Origin of the sequence: Streptomyces reniochalinae (assembly GCF_003323735.1) — a bacterium.
Lineage (GTDB): Bacteria > Actinomycetota > Actinomycetes > Streptomycetales > Streptomycetaceae > Streptomyces > Streptomyces reniochalinae.
Window position 1 is genome coordinate 633,078 of record NZ_QOIM01000042.1, and the last position, 23,120, is coordinate 656,197.

At 71.2% G+C, this 23,120-nt stretch carries 24 protein-coding genes, 1 other RNA gene and 1 pseudogene; 11 read left to right on the forward strand and 15 right to left on the reverse strand.

Translation table 11 applies throughout. The features are described from left to right. Window positions 1–91: 91 nt before the first annotated feature. The 4 genes from DQ392_RS28290 to DQ392_RS28305 form a co-directional block, all read right to left on the reverse strand. Entirely contained in the window at window positions 92–1,009 is a 918-nt protein-coding gene (locus DQ392_RS28290) for a DUF5655 domain-containing protein (protein ID WP_114018495.1), read from the reverse strand. A gap of 255 nt (window positions 1,010–1,264) precedes the next feature. After that, complete coding sequence (locus tag DQ392_RS28295) at window positions 1,265–2,554, reverse strand: APC family permease (protein ID WP_114018496.1); 1,290 nt, start codon at window positions 2,552–2,554, stop codon at window positions 1,265–1,267. A gap of 112 nt (window positions 2,555–2,666) precedes the next feature. Beyond that, window positions 2,667–3,002: a YnfA family protein gene (locus tag DQ392_RS28300; RefSeq protein WP_114018497.1), complete on the reverse strand. Its 336-nt coding sequence runs from the start codon at window positions 3,000–3,002 to the stop codon at window positions 2,667–2,669. A 46-nt stretch (window positions 3,003–3,048) separates the two neighbouring features. Further along, the gene (locus DQ392_RS28305; RefSeq protein ID WP_114018674.1) at window positions 3,049–3,447 is read right to left on the reverse strand and encodes a heavy metal-responsive transcriptional regulator; all 399 of its coding nucleotides are present in this window, start codon (window positions 3,445–3,447) and stop codon (window positions 3,049–3,051) included. A 55-nt stretch (window positions 3,448–3,502) separates the two neighbouring features. Here DQ392_RS28305 and DQ392_RS28310 point away from each other — a divergent pair, with 55 nt between their 5' ends. Then, a complete protein-coding gene (locus tag DQ392_RS28310) occupies window positions 3,503–4,450 on the forward strand; it encodes an alkylmercury lyase family protein (protein WP_114018498.1) in 948 nt (315 codons plus the stop codon). Window positions 4,451–4,477: 27 nt separating this feature from the next. Here the strand turns inward: DQ392_RS28310 and DQ392_RS28315 are convergent, their stop codons facing one another. Further along, on the reverse strand, window positions 4,478–5,149 hold the full coding sequence (locus tag DQ392_RS28315) for a class I SAM-dependent methyltransferase (protein WP_245982047.1): 672 nt from the start codon (window positions 5,147–5,149) through the stop codon (window positions 4,478–4,480). Between the two features lie 200 nt (window positions 5,150–5,349). Between DQ392_RS28315 and DQ392_RS28320 the strand changes: the two genes are divergently transcribed. The 3 genes from DQ392_RS28320 (at window position 5,350) to DQ392_RS28335 (ending at window position 7,309) form a co-directional block, all read left to right on the forward strand. Then, window positions 5,350–5,685 carry an ArsR/SmtB family transcription factor gene (locus DQ392_RS28320; RefSeq protein ID WP_114018499.1) on the forward strand — a complete coding sequence of 112 codons (336 nt, stop codon included), beginning with the start codon at window positions 5,350–5,352 and terminating at the stop codon, window positions 5,683–5,685. After that, window positions 5,685–6,407, forward strand: a complete 723-nt coding sequence (locus tag DQ392_RS28325) for a cation diffusion facilitator family transporter (RefSeq protein ID WP_114018500.1) — start codon at window positions 5,685–5,687, stop codon at window positions 6,405–6,407. The genes DQ392_RS28320 and DQ392_RS28325 overlap by 1 nt, the downstream gene beginning before the upstream one ends. Window positions 6,408–6,997: 590 nt before the next feature. Then, the gene (locus DQ392_RS28335) at window positions 6,998–7,309 is read left to right on the forward strand and encodes an Rv3488 family transcriptional regulator (protein WP_114018676.1); all 312 of its coding nucleotides are present in this window, start codon (window positions 6,998–7,000) and stop codon (window positions 7,307–7,309) included. Between the two features lie 907 nt (window positions 7,310–8,216). Here the strand turns inward: DQ392_RS28335 and DQ392_RS28345 are convergent. Continuing rightward, entirely contained in the window at window positions 8,217–8,537 is a 321-nt protein-coding gene (locus DQ392_RS28345; protein WP_114018502.1) for a hypothetical protein, read from the reverse strand. Window positions 8,538–8,711: 174 nt separating this feature from the next. Between DQ392_RS28345 and DQ392_RS28350 the strand changes: the two genes are divergently transcribed. The 3 genes from DQ392_RS28350 (at window position 8,712) to DQ392_RS28360 (ending at window position 11,627) form a co-directional block, all read left to right on the forward strand. Beyond that, window positions 8,712–9,113 (forward strand): hypothetical protein, encoded by a 402-nt coding sequence (locus DQ392_RS28350; protein ID WP_114018503.1) that lies wholly within the window; start codon window positions 8,712–8,714, stop codon window positions 9,111–9,113. An 85-nt stretch (window positions 9,114–9,198) separates the two neighbouring features. Next, window positions 9,199–10,320, forward strand: coding sequence for a PLP-dependent cysteine synthase family protein (locus DQ392_RS28355; protein ID WP_114018504.1), 1,122 nt, complete (start codon window positions 9,199–9,201; stop codon window positions 10,318–10,320). Between the two features lie 74 nt (window positions 10,321–10,394). Continuing rightward, the gene (locus DQ392_RS28360) at window positions 10,395–11,627 is read left to right on the forward strand and encodes an MFS transporter (RefSeq protein WP_114018677.1); all 1,233 of its coding nucleotides are present in this window, start codon (window positions 10,395–10,397) and stop codon (window positions 11,625–11,627) included. Window positions 11,628–11,723: 96 nt separating this feature from the next. Here the strand turns inward: DQ392_RS28360 and DQ392_RS34620 are convergent, their stop codons facing one another. From DQ392_RS34620 to DQ392_RS28370, 5 genes are all read right to left on the reverse strand, one after another. Further along, window positions 11,724–11,900, reverse strand: coding sequence for a hypothetical protein (locus DQ392_RS34620; RefSeq protein ID WP_181856605.1), 177 nt, complete (start codon window positions 11,898–11,900; stop codon window positions 11,724–11,726). Between the two features lie 86 nt (window positions 11,901–11,986). Beyond that, the gene (locus DQ392_RS28365; RefSeq protein ID WP_114018505.1) at window positions 11,987–12,634 is read right to left on the reverse strand and encodes a DUF305 domain-containing protein; all 648 of its coding nucleotides are present in this window, start codon (window positions 12,632–12,634) and stop codon (window positions 11,987–11,989) included. Between the two features lie 93 nt (window positions 12,635–12,727). Beyond that, window positions 12,728–13,174, reverse strand: a complete 447-nt coding sequence (locus tag DQ392_RS36320) for a DUF6153 family protein (RefSeq protein ID WP_425470620.1) — start codon at window positions 13,172–13,174, stop codon at window positions 12,728–12,730. 115 nt (window positions 13,175–13,289) lie between these two features. Beyond that, window positions 13,290–13,466 carry a DUF6223 family protein gene (locus tag DQ392_RS34625; protein ID WP_181856606.1) on the reverse strand — a complete coding sequence of 59 codons (177 nt, stop codon included), beginning with the start codon at window positions 13,464–13,466 and terminating at the stop codon, window positions 13,290–13,292. A gap of 140 nt (window positions 13,467–13,606) precedes the next feature. Continuing rightward, a complete protein-coding gene (locus tag DQ392_RS28370; RefSeq protein WP_114018506.1) occupies window positions 13,607–14,680 on the reverse strand; it encodes a cation diffusion facilitator family transporter in 1,074 nt (357 codons plus the stop codon). An 80-nt stretch (window positions 14,681–14,760) separates the two neighbouring features. On the opposite strand from DQ392_RS28370, the gene DQ392_RS28375 reads away from it, so the two are divergent. Then, a complete protein-coding gene (locus tag DQ392_RS28375) occupies window positions 14,761–15,120 on the forward strand; it encodes an ArsR/SmtB family transcription factor (RefSeq protein WP_181856607.1) in 360 nt (119 codons plus the stop codon). 100 nt (window positions 15,121–15,220) lie between these two features. Here DQ392_RS28375 and DQ392_RS35535 read toward each other — a convergent pair. The 4 genes and pseudogenes from DQ392_RS35535 to DQ392_RS28395 form a co-directional block, all read right to left on the reverse strand. Beyond that, window positions 15,221–15,445 (reverse strand): annotated as a pseudogene (locus tag DQ392_RS35535) (NAD(P)-binding protein); the annotation flags it as partial. A 926-nt stretch (window positions 15,446–16,371) separates the two neighbouring features. Then, window positions 16,372–16,784, reverse strand: an RNA gene (rnpB, locus tag DQ392_RS28385) — RNase P RNA component class A. Between the two features lie 78 nt (window positions 16,785–16,862). Beyond that, window positions 16,863–18,098 (reverse strand): alpha-hydroxy-acid oxidizing protein, encoded by a 1,236-nt coding sequence (locus DQ392_RS28390; RefSeq protein ID WP_114018507.1) that lies wholly within the window; start codon window positions 18,096–18,098, stop codon window positions 16,863–16,865. Window positions 18,099–18,239: 141 nt separating this feature from the next. Beyond that, complete coding sequence (locus DQ392_RS28395) at window positions 18,240–19,043, reverse strand: SDR family oxidoreductase (RefSeq protein ID WP_114018679.1); 804 nt, start codon at window positions 19,041–19,043, stop codon at window positions 18,240–18,242. Between the two features lie 164 nt (window positions 19,044–19,207). Between DQ392_RS28395 and DQ392_RS28400 the strand changes: the two genes are divergently transcribed. The 3 genes from DQ392_RS28400 (at window position 19,208) to DQ392_RS28410 (ending at window position 22,996) form a co-directional block, all read left to right on the forward strand. Further along, window positions 19,208–20,560: a multidrug effflux MFS transporter gene (locus tag DQ392_RS28400; protein ID WP_114018508.1), complete on the forward strand. Its 1,353-nt coding sequence runs from the start codon at window positions 19,208–19,210 to the stop codon at window positions 20,558–20,560. Then, window positions 20,542–21,861 (forward strand): serine hydrolase domain-containing protein, encoded by a 1,320-nt coding sequence (locus DQ392_RS28405; RefSeq protein ID WP_245982049.1) that lies wholly within the window; start codon window positions 20,542–20,544, stop codon window positions 21,859–21,861. Before DQ392_RS28400 ends, DQ392_RS28405 begins: the two co-directional genes overlap by 19 nt. 142 nt (window positions 21,862–22,003) lie before the next feature. After that, window positions 22,004–22,996, forward strand: coding sequence for a small ribosomal subunit Rsm22 family protein (locus DQ392_RS28410; protein WP_114018509.1), 993 nt, complete (start codon window positions 22,004–22,006; stop codon window positions 22,994–22,996). Window positions 22,997–23,120 lie beyond the last annotated feature (124 nt).

A 23,120-nucleotide genomic window follows, 5' to 3' on the forward strand; every position in this document is an offset into this window, starting at 1 on the left:
CCAGGCGGGAGACCAGGGCGCACGGCAGTACGCGCGAAGGGGCGGTCGCATACCCGACATGGGCACGCGACCGTCCCTTCGTACGGCGTGGTCAGGAGGCCGCGATGCCCCGCGCGATCAACTCCTCGGCCCGCTCCAGGTCGGCGCGCGAGCGCAAGCTCACCTCGACCCCCTTGATGCCGTGACAGCCGATCTCGGTCACATCCCGGGTGAAGCCCTCCTCCAACTTCACCGTCGCCGGATCGAGCTTCAGGTTCACCGCCACAACCTCCTTGCGCGGCAACACCCGCACCGAGGCGAACTTCTGCAACCGCCGGTAGACGACGTAGAGCTGCTGCGGCTCTATCCACGCCCCCTCCGGCAACAGCAGCCGCTCATCGACCGCGCCGAACAACTCCCTCACCTTCGCCGGAGCCCCCTCCAGCCGCTGCTGCGGCACACTCACCACCGGCCCCGCCGCGCTCGAAACCGTCGGCGCCTTGCCGCGAGAGGAAGACCCGCCGGCGCCGGCGACCGAGGCGATCAGCCGCAACGTGAGTACGTCGTCGAAGACCCGGTAGGAGACCAGGTCGATCCGACGGCCGATCTCCTCGACCGCCACCGTGTCGTGGTACGTGAACTCCCCTGCCACACACACCACCCGCGGGTTGCTCCAGTCCACCGCCCCGGCCGCCTCCGCACCGAACCGGTCGGAGACCAGCCGCTCGAACTCATGGTGATGGTCCCGCAGCCACACCAGATATGAGAGCGCCTGGTTGATCACGTTCTGATCGCGCGACCGCTTGTACTCGACGATGACCGGCGTCCCGCTTTCATCCAGCCCGAGCGAATCCACCCGACCCCGGTGCCGCCGACCGGTCCGGTACTCCGAGGCCAGGAAACGAATACCGAGCATCGCCTCCATATTGGCCTCGATCAGCGACTGCAACTCCCGCTCCACCGCCACCGACGAACCCGGAATCTCCGTCGCCCGGCCACCCCTGACCCGGAAGACCTTCAGGTCACCCATGCACTCCTCCCCACTCCCGCACGATCACTGCGAGGGAGGAATCGGAAACCGGCGCGCGTTTATTCCCGGTAGGCAACGCATAGGTAGGGCACCGCATTCTTCGTCGTGAACGCTGTTGGCCGACCCAAGCTCACGTTGGGCCCGCTTGCTGGGCGAGGCCGACGGCGAAACCCTCGGTGATGGGCCACTCCGGAGGCGGGCGGTCGATACCGCCGAGCATCAGGTCAAAGTCCAGAGGTTCTTCGCACCTACGTGTCACATGCCCAGCGTGTGGTCGCTGCGCGCGCTACGGAGGCGGCGTAGCCCGTAGACCACGGCGCCGAGCGCGAGCACCGCGGCTCCGGAGAGAACCGAGGTCAGCGGAAGGGCGAAGGCCAGGCTCAGGCAGCCGACCAGTCCGAGGAGGGGGATCAGGCGGTGGGGTCGTCCTTCGGCTGGAGTGAGGGTCCAGGCGGAGGCGTTGGCGATGGCGTAGTAGGCCAGGACGGCGAAGGAGGAGAAGCCGATCGCCCCGCGTACGTCCGCCGTCGCGGCGACCAGGGCCACCACGGCGCCGACGACCAACTCGGCCCGGTGGGGGACTTGGTGGCGGGGGTGGATGGCGGCCAGGGCGTGCGGCAGGTGGCGGTCACGGGCCATGGCCAGGGTGGTGCGGGAGACGCCGAGGATCAGCGCGAGCAGTGAGCCCAGAGCTGCTACGGCGGCCCCGACGTGCACGACCGGCGCCAGCCAGTCCGCTTCCGAGGCCCGTACGGCGTCCGACAGCGGCGCGGCGGTATCCGCCAACTGATGGGGTCCCAGGGCCATGAGCGCGGCCACGGCGACAACGGCGTAGACGGCCAGGGTGATGCCGAGTGCGAGGGGGATGGCGCGAGGGATGGTGCGCGCCGGGTCTCTGACCTCCTCGCCGAGGGTGGCGATGCGGGCGTATCCGGCAAAGGCGAAGAAGAGCAGGCCCGCCGCCTGAAGCACGCCACCGAAGGTGGCATCGTCGCTGACACTCAGCCGTGTCGTCTCGGCGCCGTCCGAGGTGAGGACGGTCACCACCACGGCGGCGAGAACGGCCAGGACCACGGCGACGATCGCCCGGGTGAGCAGCGCGGACTTGTGCACCCCCGCGTAGTTGGCCACGGTCAGCGCCACCACGGCGGCCACCGCCACGACATGGGCGTGAGCGGGCCAGACATACGCGCCGACCGTGAGAGCCATGGCCGCGCAGGAGGCGGTCTTGCCGACCACGAACCCCCAACCGGCCAGATATCCCCAGAAGGCGCCGAGCCGTTCGCGGCCGTAGACGTAGGTGCCGCCGGAGGCCGGGTAGCGGGCGGCCAGCCGCGCCGAGGACGTCGCGTTGCAGTACGCGACCACGGCGGCGAGGGCCAGGCCGAGCAGCAGTCCCGAGCCGGCAGCATCCGCCGCCGGGGCCAGGGCGGCGAAGATCCCGGCGCCGATCATCGACCCGAGGCCGATCATCACCGCATCGGGCACTCCGAGCCGCCGCTGCAGTTCATCCGGGACCTCTGCGTTGGTCGATGACTTGCTCATGACCCACTCCCTCGGTGGCACGGACAGGCCCGCCCTTACGGAACTCGATATCGGAACACGATACCGGTGTCGCCAACCTTGGGAGTGAACGTGCTGTGGAGGGGCGCGCGAGTCACTCGCCGCGCGGTGCGTACATGAGAACGCCCATGCCGACGAGGCAGATCAGGGCGCCGATGATGTCGTAGCGGTCGGGGCGGTACCCGTCGGCGACCATGCCCCAGGCGATGGACCCGGCGACGAAGATCCCGCCGTACGCGGCGAGGATCCGCCCGAAATTGGCGTCGGACTGGAGCGTGGCGACGAAACCGTACAGGCCCAGCGCGATCACCCCGGCTCCGATCCAGATCCAGCCCTTGTGCTCCCGGACGCCCTGCCACACGAGCCAGGCACCTCCGATCTCGAACAGGGCGGCGACGACGAACAGGGCGACAGAACGGGCGATGAGCACGGTGGGGCTTTCCGGGGAGTGCGGGCGGGGATTCCGGGACGGTCTCTCAAGTGTGATTGAGGATGCGGCAGATGGGGCCTTCGGGGCAGGTGCTGGGGTCGGTGGACTCGGATGCGGCCTTGAGACCGAGCAACGTCGCGCGGGCGCGGGTGAGTTCGGCGATACGTTCCTCGACCTGACGCAGGTGCGCGGTGATCAGCTCCCCGACCTGCGCGCACGGCGCCTGCCCTCCGTCCCGGATGGCCAGGACGCCCCGGATCTCGGCGAGCGCGAGGCCGGCGGCCTGGGCGTTGCGGATGAAGGCCAGGCGGTCCGCGGTCGCGGCCGGGTAGTCGCGGTACCCGGAAGGCGTACGCGGCGGGTCAGGCAGCAGCCCGGACTGCTCGTAGAAGCGGACGGCCTTCGTGCTCACTCCCGCCTTGGCTGCGAGGACTCCGATACGCATAGCGTCACCGTACGCCTTGACCTTCCAGCGCACTGGAAGGTCTACCGTCGGCGGCATGGAGATCACAGTGCTGGCGGTCCCGGACTGCCCGACAGGTGGGGTGCTGCGGCAGCGGCTGGACGAGGTGCTCGACGGCCGTGCAGGCGTGCGGGTGGAGTGGCGTGTGGTGCGGGACGAAGGCGAAGCCGTACGCCTGGGCATGGTCGGCTCGCCGACACTGCTGGTCAACGGGACGGACCCGTTCGCCGGGGGAGGGGAGACGGCGAGCGTGTCGTGCCGGTTGTACGGGCCCGAGCACGAGGCGGTGAACGGGGTGCCCTCCGTCGCGCGGCTGCGCGCGCTAGTGGACGAGGTGTTCGCGGTGGAACTCGTCGCCGAGGTGGCCGGGCGGGGTGGTCGAGGGCGTCTGGCGCCGGAGGAGGGCGGTCTGCGCGCCGTCCAGCAGGCGGTGTTGCGCGCGTTCGCCGCCCACGGTCGTGCGCCCGCGGACCGTGAACTCGACGCGGCGGCGGAACCCTTCGGCGTTCCCGCCCGGCAGGTTCTGGCTGAGCTGGACGCGGCCGACTTCCTGAGCCTCGACGGCGAGGGCCGCCTCCGGGCCGCCTATCCCTTCTCGCCCGTGCCCACGGATCACCACGTGCGCATCCAGGATGGCCCGCGGGTGTGGGCGATGTGCGCGGTGGACGCGCTCGGCATCGCCCCGATGCTCGGGCGGGATACCGAGATCCGTTCGCTGGACCCTGTCAACGGGCGGGAGGTGACGGTCTACTTCCGGCGTGGGCAGGTGGCCTGGACGCCGGAGTCTGCCGTGGTCCTCGCCTCCTCCGGCTCGTGCTCCGGCCCGGCGGTGGACGTCTGCTGCTCCGCGCTGAACTTCTTCACCGACCGGACGTCCGCGGCAAGCTGGGCCGAGAACCACCCGGACATGCACGCGGTGCCGCTGAGCCTCCGGCAGGCGGAATCCCTCGCCCGGGAGATCTTCGGTCCACTGCTGGCGAAATGATGCCTGTGGCTCATATCGCGCTAGGGATCAGCGCGACACCCGCTGAGTGACGCGCCACAGACGACGGGGCAGATCGCCCTCCTCGAAGGCATGGACCTCGTCCAGCTCCCATCCCTCGGCGAGGGCGTCGACGAGGTGCCGGGAGAAGAAGTGGACGGCGAAGCCGCCGTGTTCGTGGATGTCGTCGCCGTGGGCGATACCGGTGCCGTAGTGCGCGTCGCCTGTGTGGCGGACGGTGTAGACGAACGTGCCGCCGGGGCGCAGGACACGGCGGACCTCGCGGACCAGGCGCTTGATCTCCTCCGTGGACAACGCCATGCACAGCAGCATGTGCGCGAAGACCCCGTCGGCGGAAGCGTCAGCCAGGGGAAGCGGTTCGCGGACATCGTGGAGGGCGGTCGTGAGACGGGCCCCTATGCCCATGCTCCGGGCGGCGTCCCGCGCCTGCTCCAGCCCGACGCCGCTGAAGTCGGTCGCCTGGACGCTGAAGCCCTGGCGCGCGAAGAAGAGCGCGTCCCGGCCGTGCCCGGCGCCCAGTTCCACGACGTCCCGGGCTCCGGCACGCAGAAGAAGTTCTGCCGCGTAGCGGGCGGGGGCCGAGGGTTGGTTGCCGTACATACCGGGGTGCGAGGTGTAGGTCTGCTGCCAGTGCGCGCGCTGCGCGCGCGCCAGCTCGTCGCCCTGTTCGTGCGTGGCCACGTGCGCGGTTCCTCCTCGGGGCTGCCTTCCCGGCCGTACCGGACACGGCAAGCGTAGATCCCGTAGCTGAGCCCGGTGCTCCGGGCCGACGACTGGAACACCGGGTGCCGCACGACGTGAGGGCCGCGCCCCTGGAGAGTGGAGAGCTTGCGCGATGATTCACCTTGCTCTGAATTCAGAAAATTGTGTACTCTCAGGTTGTGCTGACTCTCGCTTCCGACATCGAGGTGCTGGCGCGCTTCGGCCGCGCGCTCGCCGACCCCATCCGCTGCCGGATCCTTCTCGCCCTGCGTGAAGCCCCGGCCCACCCCGCCGATCTTGCGCAGAAGCTGGGCATCTCGCGTACGCGGATGTCGAACCATCTGGCGTGCCTGCGCGACTGCGGGCTGGTGGTGGCCGTGCCGGTCGGCCGCCGAACCCGCTACGAACTCGCCGACGACCGCCTCGGGCACGCGCTGGACGACCTGCGTACCGCCGTGGTCGCCGTCGAGGCGGACCGCACCTGCCCGGACGCCGAGGAGAAGGGCTGCTGCTGATGTCCGCGGAGATATCCATAGGCCCAACGCCGGCCCGGCGCGACCTTCTTGCGAAGCGGGTACGGCTGCTCGTCGCGGCCACCATCACCTACAACGTCATCGAGGCCGTGGTCGCGATCACAGCGGGAACGCTCGCCTCGTCCACTGCCCTGATCGGCTTTGGGCTGGACTCGGTGATCGAGGTCTCCTCTGCCGCCGCGGTCGCCTGGCAGTTCTCCGCCCGCGACCATGCCGTGCGCGAGGCGCGGGAGAAGACCACCCTGCGGATCATCGCGGTCTCCTTCTTCGCGCTCGCCGCCTACGTGAGCGTCGACTCCATCCGTGCCTTGGCCGGAGGGGGCGAGGCCGACCGGTCATTGCCGGGCATCGTCATCGCCGCACTGTCCCTGGCCGTGATGCCCTTCCTGTCCGCAGCCCAGCGCAGGGCCGGACGCGAGTTGGGATCGGCCTCGGCCGTCGCCGACTCCAAGCAGACCCTGCTGTGCACCTACCTCTCGGCCGTCCTCCTGGTGGGCCTCGTACTCAACGCCACGCTCGGCTGGACCTGGGCCGACCCCGTCGCCGCCCTCGTCATCGCGGGCATCGCGGTCAAGGAGGGCCGCGAAGCCTGGCAGGGCAAGGGATGCTGCGCCCCCACACCGGCCGTGTCTCCCTCGGGGCCCGCGACGCCCCAGCAAGAGGGCGACGCGTGCGGCTGCCGGGAAGGCTGCGCCTGCTGCTGAACGGATACACGCGGACCGCCGCTGTCCGCAGTAAGCGGAGGAGCGCGGCACATAGCGGACGACCGCGTGCAGCGCCCAGGAGCGGCCCACTGGTGTGTCTGGCTGCCAGTGCGGGCCCGGCGTCGGTGGCCCGCCGAAGGTCACGTGCGGACCGCGCGTCAGGAGCCGTACCTCCGTACCCGCTTCGTGGAGCAGCGCGGAACTCTCCAGCGCGGACTGGCCCGTTCCGAGGACGACCATCCTTCCGCTTGCGAACCTGATCAGATCGTGGTGCTGGGAGCTGTGCGAGACCGGGCCCGGAGGGGAAGAGCCGTCCGGGCTGATCCTGGCCAGAGGCTCGGGCGGGTGTGCGAATCCGTCAGGGCGCTGGCCACGATCACCGCGGCGGCGTGGATCTCTTCCCCGGAGGCGAGCTTGACGCGCAGTCCAGCCGGGTGGCGGTCGACCGTCGAGACCTGGACGTCATCCACATCGGGCACCAACTGGTCCCGGAACCACAGACCGACCCTCTCGGACCGGGCCGTCGTAGACTCGAAGGCCGATATCGGTCTCGTCATAGTCGCGGATGTGCGTGGGAGGAGGTGGGCGCGGTGCGGGAGTTCCAACGGGGCGCGGTGCGACTGCACATCCTGCATCACGCCGCCGATGAGGAGATCCATGGCGCATGGATGACCGAGGAACTCGCACGGCACGGTTACCAGATCAGCCCCGGAACTCTCTACCCCACGCTGCACCGGCTGGAGAGCGACGGCCTGCTCGTTTCCGAGCAGCGCACGGTGGACGGACGGGTACGTCGCGTCTACCGAGCGACCGACGCTGGGCGGGCTGCTCTGGCCGAAGACCGCAAGGCACTGGCCGAGCTGGCGCGGGAAGTGCTCGGCGAGGAGAACGGCTTGGCTTGAGCCTCGTCGCGGAGCCGGGCGCGGATAAGGGGGTTCACCCGGTGTGCCCTCGCCCACGGCACTGTCGGCGGGGCTTCTTGGCGACGTACGTCGCTCTCGCCCCACACCGCACCGAAGCCGAGGCGCTGTTGCGCTGATACTCCGAGCCCGCATGGTCGTGGGGATCCCGGCACACCGTGACGTGACACCGGGCGGCGCGGCAGCGCGCCCGGCGTCGATGATCGGCATCGACTTGCCGCCCGCCCAGCCATTCCACGCGCCGTATCGTGCTCGGCCAGTACCTGGGCTTCGCCGCGATCCTCGCTGTCGCGGTGGCCGGCGCCTTCGGCGCCACGTTCCCGAGACGGCCATCCCCTACCTCCGTCTGCTGCCGCTCGCGCTGGGCCTCAAGGCCGGGTGGCAGGCGTGGGAGGAGCACCACGACGGTTGCGAGGGGTAGGCCAAAGGGGGCGGGCCGAGTCCGTTGGAGGTCGCCGCGGTTACTTTCGCCAACGGCGGCGACAACATCGGTGTCTACGTCCCAGTGTTCGCAACCGCCGCCGTTGGCGGGATGAGCGCGTTCGTTGTCGTGTTCCTTGTGTTCGTCGCCGTCTAGTGTTTCGCGGCCAGCTCTTCGCCTCCCGTCCGGTTATCGCCCGGGCCCTCGCGCGCCGAAGTCACATCCTGCTGTCGTTGGTCCTCGTCGTCATGGTCTTCGCATCCTCATCGAAGGAGAGGCTTTCGGTCTGTGACCTGGTTGGCACGCCGCCGGGAGCGATCGGCCCGCGCGTCGGTACGCAAGCCGAGGCATCCGTACGTGTTTTCGCGCCTCGGCTTTGTCCGGAATGTTGTCCTGGGCTTCCGGGTGAATGGTTAGGATCACGACGTGGTCACAGCAGGATTGCAGCCGGGTGTCGGGCGGCTCCGCTCAACAGCGGGTCCGCTCTGGACGCTTGGGCTGGCCTTGCTTCTGCTGGGGTTGCTGTATGCGCATGGTGCGGGCGCGGGGAATGCTGCCGGGCACCATGGAGGGGCCGTCGCCGCCCAGCCCGCCTCCGCGCAGGTCGGGACAGCGGCGGTGCACCATGAACATGAGGAGCATGAGGGGCACCCGAGCGGCGCTCACCAGGCGCTGGAGTGTCTCGCCGGGCAGCCGCAGGACGGCCTTGTCCTTGATGTCCCGGGTCCGGCCCCTGCGCCATGGATGGCGTCTGCGCGGGACGAATCCGTTGTGAAGCGAGCCGCGCACGCTGCCGGAGGCTGTCCGGCGGACGGTACGGACCTGTCGCGGGCGACGACGGTTCTGCGGATCTAGACGGCGGGGCGGGGCCCTCCCCGCCCTTGCGCTTCCGCCACTTCCGTCTGCCGACCTGTGCGCGCTGCCCGCTCCCCGTGAGGCCGGGCAGTGCCGCACGGAGGACCCGTGACGTCGTACCGCATCCCAGCCATTTTCGTGCGGCGCCTGCTGAGCCTGTTGCTGATCATGGCAGCGGCCGTCTGTGCGCCAGCCGGTGAGGGCCACACCGGCGATGTGCCCGTACAGGACACACGTGTCGTGGCCGTCGACCGCGCCGTGGGCGGCGCGGCCCCGGTTCCGCACCCTCACGCGCCCGTTTCCTGTTCCGCCGGCGATCACCTCGCCCAGTCCCCTCAAAGCCCCCGTGTCGCACAGGAGGCGGCCCATGGCTCGTCGTCCGGTCCGGCCGATTTCGTGGCCATGGGCGTGGCGGCGTGCGCCGTCGCGTCCGCCTTCCTCCCCGAGAGACCGGCGCTGATACGGCCTGGTCGCAGCACCCTGCTCTTCGTCTGCCGGTGGCGCGTGTAGGAGCGGCTCGGCACGGCCGCCGCGAGCGGCGGCTCGTGCCGAAGCTCGCACACACCACCTTCGAACTTCGAACGAGAGCGGACTGATGCACTCTTCATTTCTCGATACGAGCGATACCGCCCACTTCGACCCACTTCCCTCCGACCGTTCGGCGCTGGCCGGACTGGTCGGCCGTACGCCGCTGATTCGGGTGACCGAGCCCTTCGCGCCTGCTGGGCGTGGCTTCTGGGCGAAGCTGGAGGGCTTCAACCCCGGCGGTATCAAGGACCGCCCCGGGCTGCACATGATCGAGCGCGCCCGTTCACGCGGGGAACTGCACCCCGGCGCTCCGGTCGTCGAGTCCACCAGCGGAACCCTCGGCCTGGGACTCGCGCTGGCGGGACTGGTCCACGGCCACCCCGTCACCCTCGTCACCGACCCCGGCCTCGAACCCTCGATGGCACGGTTGTTGGGCGTCTACGGCGCCGAGGTCCAGATCGTCGAGGAGCCCCACCCGGCGGGCGGCTGGCAGCAGGCCCGCCGCGACCGCGTGACGCAACTCCTCGCCGGTACGCCCGGCTCCTGGTGCCCGGACCAGTACAACAACCCCGACAACGTCGCCGCCTACACCCCGCTCGCCCTCGAACTCGCCGCCCAGATGGGCCACATCGACGTCCTGGTGTGCAGCGTGGGCACCGGCGGCCACTCCGCCGGGATCTCCCGCGTGCTGCGCCAGCTCCACCCCGGACTGCGGCTGATCGGCGTCGACACCATCGGCTCGACCATCTTCGGCCAACCGGCACGCGACCGGCTGATGCGCGGACTGGGCTCCAGCATCTACCCCCGCAACGTCCCCTACGACCACTTCAGCGAGGTCCACTGGGTCCCGCCCGGCGAAGCGGTCTGGGCGGCCCGCCGACTCGCCACCTCGCACTACGCCACCGGCGGATGGAGCGTCGGCGCCGTAGCACTGGTCGCCGGGTGGCTCGCCCGTACGCTGCCGCCCGCCGACCGTATCGCGGCGGTCTTCCCCGACGGCCCGCAGCGCTACCTCACCACCGTCTTCGATGACGACTACTGCGCCACCCACGGCCTCCTCGGCGCCCGGCCGACGCCGGAGCCCGAGGTGATCGGCAGCCTGGCGGAGAAGGAGGTCACGCGGTGGACGCGCTGCTCCGAGGTGGCCGACCCGCTCTCCCGCCCCGCGGCCGAGGAGGCGAGCCAGTGACGACGTCCCTGCGGAAACCGGCCGGGTCCCTGGTCGCGCAGACGCGCGGCTACGAGCGCAGCGTCCAGTTGTTGATGGTCAATCAGTTCACCATCAACCTCGGCTTCTACATGCTGATGCCGTACCTCGCCCAGCACCTGTCCGGCACCCTCGGGCTGGCCGGATGGCTGGTCGGACTGATCCTGGGCGTACGGAACTTCAGCCAGCAGGGCATGTTCCTGGTCGGCGGCACGCTCGCCGATCGGCTGGGCTACAAGCCGCTGATCATCGCCGGGTGCGTGCTGCGTACCGCCGGCTTCGCCGTGCTCGGCCTGGTCGACTCGCTGCCCGCCCTGCTCGCCGCCTCGGCGGCGACCGGGCTGGCGGGTGCCCTGTTCAACCCGGCCGTACGGGCGTACCTGGCAGCCGACGCGGGCGAGCGGCGGGTGGAGGCGTTCGCGCTCTTCAACGTCTACTACCAGGCCGGGATCCTGCTCGGACCCGTCGTCGGGATGGCACTGATGGGGGTGAGCTTCCGCGTCACGTGCCTGGTCTCGGCCGGGATCTTCGCGCTGCTGAGCGCCGTGCAGATTCGGGCTCTTCCTGCTCGCCGGGCCAACGAGCGGGCGTCGGGCGAGCGACAGGAGAGCGTGCTCGCGCAGTGGCGTGTGGTCGTCTCCAACCGCCCGTTCCTGCTCTTCTCCCTGGCCATGGTCGGCTCGTACATCCTGTCCTTCCAGATCTATTTGGCCCTTCCGCTAGAGGTCCGGCGGCTGGGAGGACAAGGGCTGACGGGGACCTCGGCCGTGGCGCTGCTGTTCGCGGTCTCCGGGCTGAGTACGATCCTCGCCCAGACCCGGGTGACCGCCTGGTGCAAGGCCCACATCAGCCCAGGCCAAGCTCTCAGCCGAGGTCTCCTGCTGATGGGCGGCGCCTTCCTGCCGCTGCTCGCGGCGACCGCCGTGCCCGTGCCGGACGGGGGAGCGGGGCGCTGGCTGCTGGTGGCCGTACCGCCGGCGCTCACCGCGCTCCTGCTGGCCATGGGCACGATGGTCGCCTACCCCTTCGAGATGGACACCATCGTCCGCCTCAGCGGCGACCGGCTCGTGGCCACGCACTACGGCCTGTACAACACCATCAGCGGCCTCGGTATCGCCCTGGGCAATCTGCTGACCGGGACCGCGCTCGATGCCGCCCGCGCGGCGGGACTGTCCGCACTGCCTTGGCTGGTGCTGAGCACCCTTGGCCTGGCGTGCGCGGCAGCCTTGTACGGGCTCCACCGCACCGGACAGCTCGCCCCGCTCCAATCGCAGACGGCAACGGTGTGACATGCGGAAGCCGTGGGAGCTGAACTCCGGCTCCCACGGCTTCCGTGGCTCCTGTGCTCTATGAGGGATCTTTCGAGTGGCGGAAAGTTCCACCACTCACACCTCGATCTGCTCCTTGTTCGCGGAGGCCGTGGCTTCCTTTTGCGAACCCGGCGCCGCACGGATCGAAAAGCGGTCGAGGACATCGGCTACGACTGCACCGGCCGCGCCTGCTTTGGCAGCAGAACGCAGGGAACGGACTCCCAGGAAATTCTGTCGGGCCTCGTGCCCCACAGCCGTCGCCTTGTCGGGCGCCCGGCTGCGGAGCACGAGTGGTGAGCGTGGGCGTGCCAACGCGTCACCCCTTCGCGGCCGTTGAGTCAGCTCCTGCCGAGCAGCTTGTTCATCTGGGTGATCTCACTGGTCTGAGCGCTGATCACGTCACCGGCAAGCTTCTTGGCAGGGTCGTACTTCCCCTGCTTCTTCTCGGTCTCGGCCATCTCTACGGCGCCCTTGTGGTGACCGACCATCATGGTCAGGAACTGCTTGTCGAACTTCCTGCCCGAGGCGTTCTTCAGCTCGGCCATCTGCTTTTGGTCCATCATCCCGGGCATCTCGGAGCTGTCTCCCTGGCCCATGTCGTGGTCCATGCCGGACATGTCCTCGGGGACCTTCTCTCCCCAGGACTTCAGCCACCCGGACATCGTTTTGATCTCGGGGCCCTGAGCCTTCTCGATCTTCTTCGCGAGGCCCTTGACCTTGCCGGAGGAGGCGCGGGACGCCGCCATGTCGGACATCTCCACCGCCTGGCGGTGGTGGGGGATCATGCCCTTCGCGAATTCCACATCCGCCTTGTTGTGGTTCCTGGCCTTCTTCTCCGGGGCCGACGACGACGAGCCGCTGTCGTGTCCCTCGTGGGTACCGGAGGACTTGTCGTCACCGTTGCCGCAGGCGGTCAGGGCGAGCGCGGCGGCTGCGGCGGTGGCGGTCAGGGCCGTGCTGCGGATGAGGGAACGGGTCTTGGTCATGCTGGTTGCTCCTGCCTGGTTCGGATCAAAACACGCCGATGCGAGGCGCCGACCGGCTCCCGAGAGGGAGGGCCTGCGCCGCGTGGGCAGCGTCTATATCCGCAGGAGCTGAAGTTCCGACAGGGACGGTGGAGCCCGTCCACCCTCCGGTTCGTAGCGCACAGACGGCTGCGGCTGAGCAGCCAGGTCAGCCAACGGTAGCGGCGAGACGGCCAGGGCCGGAGCCGCTGGGGCGCTGGCCGCTCCAGCAGCCGCGCATGGATTGTCCGCGTGCGCGCTGTGATGGGCGGGGACACCGCCGTGGCACGCCCATTCCGGCTTCGGGCTGTACGTGGGCTTGTGGTGCGAGGCCGTCGGCATCGCCCTATGGTGCTCGCCTCCACCGGGCGGGCTGGCGGAGCCCAGCCCATGCATGCCCAGCAGCCCTCCCAGCAGCAGAACGATGAGCATGGCTCGGCCCAGCAGCACATGCTGCTGGGCCGAGCCATGCTCATTGCGGTTCACAGCACCCATCGTAGGCATCGCGAGACCGTCGGACATCCAAGGGCGCGGTCCTCCGTTACGGATATGCCGTGGGGGTGATCACAGGCGGTGCCCCACACGGGTGCTCGTTCGAGGTTTCCGCATCTAGCGGTGGGCTGTTCCTGCGACGCCGTCAAGTCCAGCCCCTCCTGGATTCGCCTATGGCATTGCGGCCCTTGCCGGTCTGCCGGTCTGTGCGGCGGGTGCGGGTCTGCGCCAGGGCGCCGAGGGCCAGGCTGATCAGCCCCAGTATCAGGGCGACGAAGGCTCCGCCTCGGCCGGTGCCGGTGCCATTGTCGGAGGTGGCCACGACGAGCCCCCGAGCGCCATGGCGATCAACCCCGCCACCAGTAGGTGCGGCGGGACTTCCTCGCAGGCAGTGAACTGGGTTAAGTGCGGGGCTGTCTGGCTCGTGCGGCTGTGTGCTCCTGTTCGGCGGGCCGGAGGCTGTCAGGCGTGGGTGTGGTGGGCCAGGGCGTGATGGGGGTCGCCCTCGCCGGCCGCGGGCTGGATGTCGGTGTGGATCACGGCGGAGGTCAGCTTGGGGACGGCGTGGAGGAGTGCGTGTTCTGCTTCGACGGCGATGGCGTGTCCGTCCCGGACGCTCTGGGAGCCGTCGATGACGATGCCCGCTTCCGCGCGGAGGCGGTGCCCGATCCAGCGCAGCCGCAGTTGTCCGGTCTCGCGAACTCCGGGCACGGTACGCAGGGCGGTCTCGGCCGCATCGACTAGGACGGGTTCGACGGCGTCCATCATGCGGTGGAAGACCTCGCGGGCGGCGTCGCGCAGGACCAGCAAGATCGCCGCGGTGATCAGCAGTCCCACCACCGGATCGGCGAGCTGCCAGCCCATCGCCGCGCCGCCGGCGCTGAGGAGGACGGCGAGGGAGGTGTAGCCGTCGGTGCGGGCGTGCAGCCCGTCAGCCACCAGAGCGGCCGAGCCGATCTGTCGGCCGACGCGGATGCGGTAGCGGGCTACCCACTCGTTGCCAGCGAATCCGACCACTGCGGCTGCGGCCACCACCCACAGGTGTGTCATCTCGCGCGGGTTGAGCAACCGGTCGACGGCCGTCCAGGCGGCGAAAAGGGCGGAAGCGGCGATGGTGGCGACGATGACGATGCCCGCCAAGTCCTCGGCCCTCCCGTAGCCGTAGGTGAAGCGGCGGGTCGCCGCGCGACGGCCGAGGACGAAGGCGATGCCCAGTGGGACGGCGGTCAGGGCGTCGGCGGCGTTGTGCACGGTGTCGCCCAGCAGCGCCACCGATCCGGAGATGACGACGATCACCGCCTGCGCGAGAGCGGTGATGCCGAGGACGACCAGGGAAACCCACAGCGCTCGCATCCCGCGGCCGGAGGACTCCAGTGCCGAATCCAGCTTGTCGGCAGCCTCGTGCGAATGGGGCACCAGCAAATGACCGGCTCTGTGCCACAGGCGGGCGAGCCGTCCGCCGCCGGGATGGCCGTGGTCGTGGGGGTGCCCGGGCTCCTGGTGGGGGTGTTCGTGGTGGCCGTGGTCGTGATGCATCGGCTCCTCCTCGGCAGCGTGCGGGCAGGGCGAAGCTGCCGCCGTTGGACATGGGCGGCACCGACCCCCATTATGTGCGTATGAGCGCAAGCTTGCACCTATCAACTGCGCATGATGCGCACCCGCACAGCCCGGGCGAGGAACAGTTCGCCCTCGCCGCGGAAATCCTCGCCCTGCTGGGCGACCGAACCCGTCTCGCCCTGCTGCACGCCCTCACCCAGCAGGAGGCGGACGTGACCACGCTTACCGAGGTCTGCGGAGCCCAGCGCCCGGCCGTCAGCCAGCACTTGGCCCGCCTACGGCTGAGCGGACTGGTCACCACCCGAAAGGAAGGCCGCCGCGTCGTCTACGCCCTGGCCGACGGGCACCTGCGGCGCGTCGTGGACGAGGCCCTGAACCTGGCCGACCACCAGCTCACCGACCGGCCACCGCACGACTGACCCGGCCCCGTCCCGGTGCCAGCTCAGTTCTCGGGAACTTCGTCCTCGTCCAGCAAGGCGCGTCCGGGTCACGCAACGGCCGCAGGCCGCCGATCAGATCCACGACGTGTGCGGCTTCCGGGTACAGCTCACCTCGCTGCGCCGACATCAGGCGGCCCGGCGACGAGGAGGAGTTCGCCGGTGAGAACAGCCGCAGACTCGCCCATATATAGCGCCAGGCTCCGCCTGGCTATGGCTGAGCGTGGAGGATGACGAAGTCCACCTTGCGGCGGCGCAGGTGGTGCCCGGCGGCGAACCCGGCCTGGCCCCCGCCGATCACCACCATGTCCGTCACACGCTCCCGGTTCACGCGGACGGCGCTCGGGGGACGGGTGCTCGGACTGCCGCGCAGGCCCCGCACTGCACCTTGCGTACCTCGGCCTCTCGGGGAGCACCGGGAGCATGCCGTGCCGGCTGCGGCGGGTGCCGATGTGGGCATGGGCGGCGCAGACCGCAGCCCCCGCAGCTCTGGCACGCGCCGACGACGGGATCGTCAGCTTCCTGTTCGCGGCAGTCCAGACAGCGCATCAGCTCTCCTCGGCTCTGGCCTGGGAAGTGACGAGGGGCTGGTGCGTGAAATTTCGTCGCCAGGGGAGCGATACGTGTGCGGCCCATCCGCGACGAAATCAGAACTCGAATTGAGGGGCTCATTGCCGAGGTCGCACCGGGGGAAGCCGGGGGACCGTCGGCGACCAGAACGTGATCATCGGCAGTGAGCTGTAGAGAGCCGACAACGCTCAAACTGCAGCGTCCCGCCACCGCCCATATGGCGTTGACTGGACAGCGGTTGGACGGACGTTCATGGACCGTGCAACACGAGGGCGCGCCTCCTGGACGCTGGCACGTGTTCTGATCAGGCACGATGTCACTCTGCGGCACCACTCGGCACGAGCCAGCATGAACGCCTGTGTGCTCGTAATGCGTAGGTCGTAGGTTCTGTGTGCAGCAGAGATGCGGCACGCGCTGGGGCCAGCGAGTCACGTGCCCAGGCCCCCTCCGGGCAGGCTGAGGAAGGCGGATGAGCGTGGCGCCGGACCTTTCCCCACCAGGGCTGGAGGCGGAGTCCGCCAGGGACTTTTCAGGGACTTTCAGCTCTGTCCGAGGGACTTGTGAGGGACTTCGAGCCGCGTAAAGCAGTAAGGGTGTGAAAGCCTGGAAAGGGCCTCCGTCGCTGGTCAGAGGCCCTTTCCAGGGTGAAGCCCCAGGTGGGGGCGGACGAGTCGGCCTGTACGCCGGGTTCTGTTCCTTCGGGGCCTTGCGGCGCCCGGAGGCGACGGTCATCCATCTAGGGCCGGTGTTGCCACCGGCCTCGTGCGGTCTACCCGCGGACTCGGGCGGGCAGCCCTCGGTCGTCCGCGCAGAGCCGCGAGTGCGGCCCCTCTTGACCTTGCTCCGGATGGGGTTTACCGAGCCGCCCAGGTCGCCCTGGGCGCTGGTGGTCTCTTACACCACCGTTTCACCCTTACCGGAAGCCGTACGGATACGGCTCCGGCGGTCTGCTTTCTGTGGCACTGTCCCGCGGGTCACCCCGGGTGGGCGTTACCCACCATCCTGCCCTGTGGAGCCCGGACGTTCCTCGGCGAGAAAGCGGCTCGCTTCCTCGACGCGACCGTCCGGCCGGCTCGTCCGCCGTGCCGTCCATGCTACCCGGCGACGGGCGGGGCACCGCACGGCCGCGGCCGCGTCCCCTCAGGGGAGCTTCTTCAGCGCAGGTGCAGGTCCCCGGGGGTGAGCTCGTCCGGTGTGCGGTGACCGGTCAGGCCCAGCGTGAGGTCGAGGTCGGCCAGCAGGGAGCGCAGCACGTGGCGTACGCCGTCCTCGCCGCCGTGCGCGAGACCGTAGGCGAACGGCCGTCCGACCAGCACGGCGCGGGCGCCGAGCGCGAGCGCCTTGAGGACGTCGGCGCCGGTGCGGATCCCCGAGTCGAACAGCACCTCCACGCCCGTGCCTTCGAGTGCCCGTACGGCTCCGGGCAGCGCGTCCAGCGACGCCATCGCGCCGTCGACCTGCCGGCCCCCGTGGTTGGAGACGACGATGCCGTCCATGCCCGCGTCGGCGGCGCGGCGGGCGTCGTCCGGGTGCTGGATGCCCTTGAGGACGATCGGCCCGTCCCAGTGCTCCCGCAGGAACGGCAGCCTGTCCCACGACCTGTCCGTCCCGGTGAACATCGGCACCCAGCGCAGCACCGCCGCGGCCAGGTCCTCCTCGGGAGGCTTGGCCAGCCCCGCGCGGAAGGCCGGGTCGGAGAAGGGGATCGCCGTGCCGACGCCCCGGATGAACGGCAGGTAGGCCCGGTCCAGGTCCTGTGGCCGCCAGGCCAGCGTCCAGGTGTCGAGGGTGACGACGAGCGTGGTGTACCCCGCACGGCGCGCCCGCCCGAGGATGCTGGCGCACACCTCGTCGTCGTTCGGCCAGTAGAGCTGGAACCAGCGTGACGCCCCCGCGGCGTCCGCGCTGCCCTCGGAGGTCGCCTCCGCGACGTCTTCGAGGGTGTGGGAGGAGGCGGTGGACAGCGTCATGGTCAGCCCGAGCGAGGCCGCGGCGCGCGCGGTGGCCGGCTCGGCGTCCGGGTGGACGATCGACTGGACCCCGAGCGGCGCGAGCAGCACAGGCGCGGGCATCGGGGTGCCCAGCACGGTGGTGCGCAGGTCGCGGTGGGTCGCGTCGGTGAGCATGCGCGGGACGAGCCGGTGGCGGTCGAACGCCTCCCGGTTGGCGCGGTGGGTGGCGCCGGAGCCCGCGGATCCCGCGAGATAGCCGAAGGCGCCGGCGTCGAGGTGGGCGCGGGCCGAGGCGCCGAGGGCCGTGCCGTCGGTGGTGAACGGCGGCACACGGTCCTCGAGGCCGTGCAGGTAGATCTCGTTCTGGTAGTTCGCGAAGTGCGCGGGGGCCGGGGCGGAGGAAGAGGCGGGGGAGGACGCGGGCGCGGGGTCGGTCACGGTGGGGCTCCTTCACGGGTCGCTGCGCGCCGAGTCTGCTGCGCCGTGGCCCGCTCAGGCCACAGCCGGGACGGCCGCGGGAGCGTGATCTCGGCCTCAGGGCTCCGGCTGGGGCGTGGGTGCGGGCGGCCGGATCCGGGGTCAGCCGCGCCCGATGTAGGGCATCTTCGTGGCCATCACCGTCGCGAACTGGACGTTGGCTTCCCCGGGCAGGGAGGCCATGTGGCGCACGGTGCGTGCGACGTCGGCGGCGTCCATGGTGGGTTCCGCGGCGACGGTGCCGTCGGCCTGGGGCACGCCCCGGGTCATGGCGGCGGTCATCTCGGTGGCGGCGTTGCCGATGTCGATCTGGCCGCAGGCGATGTCGTACGGACGGCCGTCCAGGGAAAGGGACTTGGTCAGGCCGGTGACGGCGTGTTTGGTGGCGGTGTAGGCGATCGAACCCGGCCGCGGGGTGTGCGCGGACAGGGAGCCGTTGTTGATGATGCGGCCCCCCATGGGGCGCTGACTCCTCATCAGCCGGAAGGCGCCCTGTGCGCACAGGAAGGCGCCGTGCAGGTTGACGTCGACGACGGTGCGCCACTGCTCGTAGGTGAGGTCCTCCAGCGGGACGCCGGGCCCGAAGGTGCCCGCGTTGTTGAAGAGCAGGTCGAGCCGCCCCCAGGTGTCGCGCACCGTCTCGAAGAGGGCGGTGACCGCCGCCGGTTCCGTGACGTCGGTGGCCACGCACAGGGTGGTCGCGTTGCCGCCGGCGAGCGTGGCGGTCTCCTCCAGCGCCGCGTGCCTGCGGCCCGCCAGCGCCACCGACCAGCCGGCATCGGCCAGCTCCAGTGCGACGGCCCGTCCGATGCCGGAGCCCGCGCCGGTGACCACCGCGGTGCTGTGCCGGGGGGCCGGGGCGGGCGCGCCGTGGCCGTCGTGCTGCTGCTGGTGCTCCTGCGTCATGGGCGCAGCGTACGCGGCCCCTTGCGCGCCGCCGCCCGGTGTGGGGTTCGTCACGGGGCCCGTTTCCGGCCAGGTGGGGGAGGGGGTCGGCGAACAAAGACATGGGCCGTCGCCGGAAAGCCTGGGAGAATGTTCGCGCCCGTGACAATCTCCTGGAGAGGTGCATGACCAGCCCCGGCCCCCAGCAACCGGCCGCAATACCCGCCGAGACCTCGCAGCCCGCGCACCACCCGTCCCCGTCTCCCTCCGCTTCCCCCTCCCGCCCTGGGCAGGACTCCGCCGCCGCTGCGGCGGCCTCCGCGCCCGGTCTGACGCGCCGCCGCCGCGCGGGGCTGCTGATCACCCTCATCCTCGGCGGGCTGACGGCGCTCCCGCCCCTGTCCATCGACATGTACCTCCCGGCGCTGCCGGAGGTCGGCGCCGCGCTCCACGTGCCCGCCGCCACCGCTCAGCTCACCCTTACGGCCTGTCTGATCGGGCTCGCCGTCGGCCAGCTCATCGTCGGCCCGATGAGCGACAGGTTCGGGCGGCGCCGGCCGCTGCTGATCGGCATGAGCGCCTACGTCGTCGCGGGCGTCGCGTGCGCGCTGGCGCCGACCGCCGCGACGCTCACCGTCTGCCGGCTCGTCCAGGGGCTCGCCGGTGCGGCCGGGGTGGTGATCGCGCGGGCCGTGGTCCGCGACATGTACGACGGGCTGGCGATGGCCCGGTTCTTCTCCACTCTCATGCTGATCTCCGGCGTCGCGCCGATCCTGGCGCCCGTCCTGGGCGGCCAGGTGCTGCGCTTCACCGACTGGCGGGGCGTCTTCGTCATCCTCTCCGCCATCGGGCTGCTGCTCGTTCTGGTGGTCCTGCGCAAGCTGCCCGAGACGCTGCCGGCCGAGCAGCGGCACAAGGGCGGGCTGTCCGACGCGCTGCGCAGTATGCGCGCGCTGCTGGCCGACCGGGTCTTCGCCGGATACCTGCTGACCGGCAGCCTGGCCTTCGCCGCCCTGTTCTCCTACGTGTCGGCGTCGCCGTTCGTCATGCAGGAGATCTACGGTGCGTCGCCGCAGACCTTCAGCCTGCTGTTCATGGTCAACTCGATCGGCATCGTCGCCTTCGGGCAGCTCAACGGCAAGGTGCTGGTCGGCCGGGTCTCCCTGGACCGGGTGCTGGCCTTCGGGCTGTGCATGGTGGGCGCCGCCACGGTGGCGCTGCTGGTGATGACGACCGGCGTGTTCGGTGAGGTCTCTCTCGCCCCGCTGGCGACGGGGCTGTGCGTGCTGATGTCCGGCATGGGCCTGATCATGCCCAACGCCAACTCGCAGGCGCTGATGCGCACCCCGCACTCCGCCGGGTCCGCCTCGGCGCTGCTGGGCACCTCGCAGTTCCTCGTCGGCGCTCTCGCCTCGCCGCTGGTGGGCGTCGCGGGCGAGCAGACGGCTGTGCCCATGGCGCTCGTCCAGTTCAGCGCGGTGGCACTCGCCGCGCTCGCCTTCGTGGGACTCTGCCGCCCATGGCGCGTACGCGACTGAAGAGCGCGGCCTCGCTGGAGGGTGCCGAGCGGCGCCGCTTCCAGCGCAAGGCCGGGCTCGCCACCGAACACCTGGCCGACCTGACCGGCGGCATCGACCGGCTGCCCGCCACCGGATGGTGCGCGGGCGCCGTCGTGCTGGCCGGCCGCGGCCCGTACGTCGCCGTCGAGCACGCGGCGGGATGGGCGCTGCGCTACGCCGCCTGGGACCCCGAGGCCGGGCGGCCCGTCGAACTGCCGCGGGAGAAGTGGCTGCCGATGCGGCCCGGCACCGTCTTCGACGTGGCCTCCCTCACCAAGCTGTTCACCGCCGTCGCCGCCCTCCAGCAGGTCGAGCGCGGCGCCCTCGACCTGGACGCGCTCGTCATCGAGTACGCCGACCCCCGTGCCGGGCTCGTCACCGACCACGGCATCACCGTGCGCCACCTGCTTACCCACACCTCGGGGCTACGGGCCGAGCTGCCCTTCTACGAGCACAACACCGCCGAGCACGCCGCGCTGCTGTGGTCCGAGAAGCCCCTCACCGAGCCCGGCGGCCGGCACCTGTACTCCGACCTCAACCTGCTGCTGCTCGAACGGGTGCTCTGCCAGGTCACGGGCCGGACCCTGGACGCCCTGGTACGCGACGGCATCACCAAGCCGCTCGGCATGACCAGGACCCGCTTCCGCCCGCCCCACTCCTGGCGTCCCCGCATCGCCGCCACGGAGGACCAGCGCAAACCCTGGGCCAAGCTCAACCGGGGCCTGGTGCACGGACGCGTCCACGACGAGAACGCCTACGCCATGGGCGGCGTGGCCGGGCACGCGGGGCTCTTCTCCACCGCCCACGACCTGGCTGTCCTGTGCCGCACGCTGCTGACCGGCGGCGCCTACGGCCCGGCCCGCATTCTGGCCCCCTCCTCGGTTTCGGCCCTGCTCGACCCGCCGGGCCTCGGCTTCCAGACCGGCGCCGCCTGGTTCATGGGCGAACTCGCGACACGGCCCCCCGGACCGGGACCGGGACCGGGACCCGGCCCGGCATCCGCACCCGGCCCGGCATCCGCACCCGGTCCGGCGTCCGCGTCCTGCCCCCCGTCCGAGAACGAGGCCGCGCCCGGGACCGGCGGGGCCGTGCCCGCGACCGAGCAGGCCGCCTCCCGGGCGGCCGGGCACACCGGCTTCACCGGCACCAGCCTCGTACTCGACCCCGTGACCGACACCTTCCTGGTGCTGCTGGCCAACACGGTGCACCCGGTGCGCAGGCCCGCCGACAGCCGCCCCCGCGCGGCGGCGGCCACCAGGCTGGCCCGGGCGGTGCGCTGAGCGCGTACGGCCGGGGCGGGGCGCCGGTGCTGCCCGGCTTCCCGGAGCGAGGTGCCGGGGCTGCCGGGCCCCCGCCGCGAGGGGCGGGCAGCCGGAGCGAGGCGGCGGGCGACACGCCGCGACTTCCTACACTGGCGTAGTGATGGAGCAAGAACTGCGCGGCGCGCTCGCCGCCCTCGTGGACGGGCTGCCCGCGCGGCAGGCGTCGGCCGCCGTGGAGCGGCTGATCGGCCACTACCGCGGCGAGACGCCCACCGGCGCGCCCGTACTGCGCGAGCGCGCGGACGCGGTGGCCTACGCCGCCTACCGCATGCCCGCCACCTTCGCCGCCGCCTCCGCCGCGCTGGACGCCCTCGCCGCCCGGGCCCCGGGCTGGGCCCCCGCCTCCCACCTGGACATCGGCGGCGGCACCGGCGCGGCGGTATGGGCCGCGGCGCAGGTGTGGGAGACCTCACGGACGGCGCCGAGGGCGACGACGGTCCTCGACTGGGCGGAGCCCGCGCTCGCTCTCGGCCGCGAGCTGGCGTCGTCCGCCGACGCCGTACGGGAGACCGCCTGGCGGGCCGGGTCGCTGCGCGGCTCCGTGCCGGCCATGGGCCCTGCCGACCTGGTGACGGCCTCGTATGTGCTGGGTGAGCTGGACGCCGACGACCGGCGGGCGGTCGTGGACGCGGCGGCCCGTGCGGCGCGGGGCGCGGTGGTCCTGGTGGAGCCCGGCACTCCGGACGGCTACCTGCGCGTCCGCGAGGCCCGCGACGCGCTGCTGGCGGCGGGCCTGCGCGTCCTGGCGCCCTGCCCGCACGACGCCACCTGTCCGATTGTGGTCGGACAGGACTGGTGCCACTTCGCCGTACGGGTCGCCCGCTCCTCCCTCCACCGGCGGGTGAAGGGCGGCGAACTCGGATACGAGGACGAGAAGTACAGCTACGTGGCAGCCGTCCGGGACGGCCTCGGCGAGGCCGTGGGCGCCGGTGGACCGGCGCGCGTGGTGCGCAGGCCGTTGCTCCGCAAGGGCCAGGTGCTCCTGGACCTGTGCGCGCCCGAGGGCGGCCTCACCCGCCGCACCGTCACCAAGCGCGACGGTGCCGACACCTACCGGGCCGCCCGCAAGACCGACTGGGGCGACACCTGGTGAACCCGGTGCCGTCGAGGACCGCGGTGGCCTCGGCCGTGGCCCAGGCGCGCAGGGCCGGGCGCTCGGTGAGCACGTGTCGTACGCGGCGGTGCGACCGTAGCGACGGCGTCGCGTCCTCGGCAAC

Bases quoted from the DNA above. Each gene is read 5' to 3' on its own strand.
- DQ392_RS28290 (WP_114018495.1), bottom strand. From the start codon at position 1,009: ATGGGTGACCTGAAGGTCTTCCGGGTCAGGGGTGGCCGGGCGACGGAG.
- DQ392_RS28295 (WP_114018496.1), bottom strand. From the start codon at position 2,554: ATGAGCAAGTCATCGACCAACGCAGAGGTCCCGGATGAACTGCAGCGG.
- DQ392_RS28305 (WP_114018674.1), bottom strand. From the start codon at position 3,447: ATGCGTATCGGAGTCCTCGCAGCCAAGGCGGGAGTGAGCACGAAGGCC.
- DQ392_RS28310 (WP_114018498.1), top strand. From the start codon at position 3,503: ATGGAGATCACAGTGCTGGCGGTCCCGGACTGCCCGACAGGTGGGGTG.
- DQ392_RS28325 (WP_114018500.1), top strand. From the start codon at position 5,685: ATGTCCGCGGAGATATCCATAGGCCCAACGCCGGCCCGGCGCGACCTT.
- DQ392_RS28355 (WP_114018504.1), top strand. From the start codon at position 9,199: ATGCACTCTTCATTTCTCGATACGAGCGATACCGCCCACTTCGACCCA.
- DQ392_RS28360 (WP_114018677.1), top strand. From the start codon at position 10,395: ATGGTCAATCAGTTCACCATCAACCTCGGCTTCTACATGCTGATGCCG.
- DQ392_RS28365 (WP_114018505.1), bottom strand. From the start codon at position 12,634: ATGACCAAGACCCGTTCCCTCATCCGCAGCACGGCCCTGACCGCCACC.
- DQ392_RS36320 (WP_425470620.1), bottom strand. From the start codon at position 13,174: ATGTCCGACGGTCTCGCGATGCCTACGATGGGTGCTGTGAACCGCAAT.
- DQ392_RS28370 (WP_114018506.1), bottom strand. From the start codon at position 14,680: ATGCATCACGACCACGGCCACCACGAACACCCCCACCAGGAGCCCGGG.
- DQ392_RS28375 (WP_181856607.1), top strand. From the start codon at position 14,761: ATGAGCGCAAGCTTGCACCTATCAACTGCGCATGATGCGCACCCGCAC.
- DQ392_RS28395 (WP_114018679.1), bottom strand. From the start codon at position 19,043: ATGACGCAGGAGCACCAGCAGCAGCACGACGGCCACGGCGCGCCCGCC.
- DQ392_RS28400 (WP_114018508.1), top strand. From the start codon at position 19,208: ATGACCAGCCCCGGCCCCCAGCAACCGGCCGCAATACCCGCCGAGACC.
- DQ392_RS28405 (WP_245982049.1), top strand. From the start codon at position 20,542: ATGGCGCGTACGCGACTGAAGAGCGCGGCCTCGCTGGAGGGTGCCGAG.
- DQ392_RS28410 (WP_114018509.1), top strand. From the start codon at position 22,004: ATGGAGCAAGAACTGCGCGGCGCGCTCGCCGCCCTCGTGGACGGGCTG.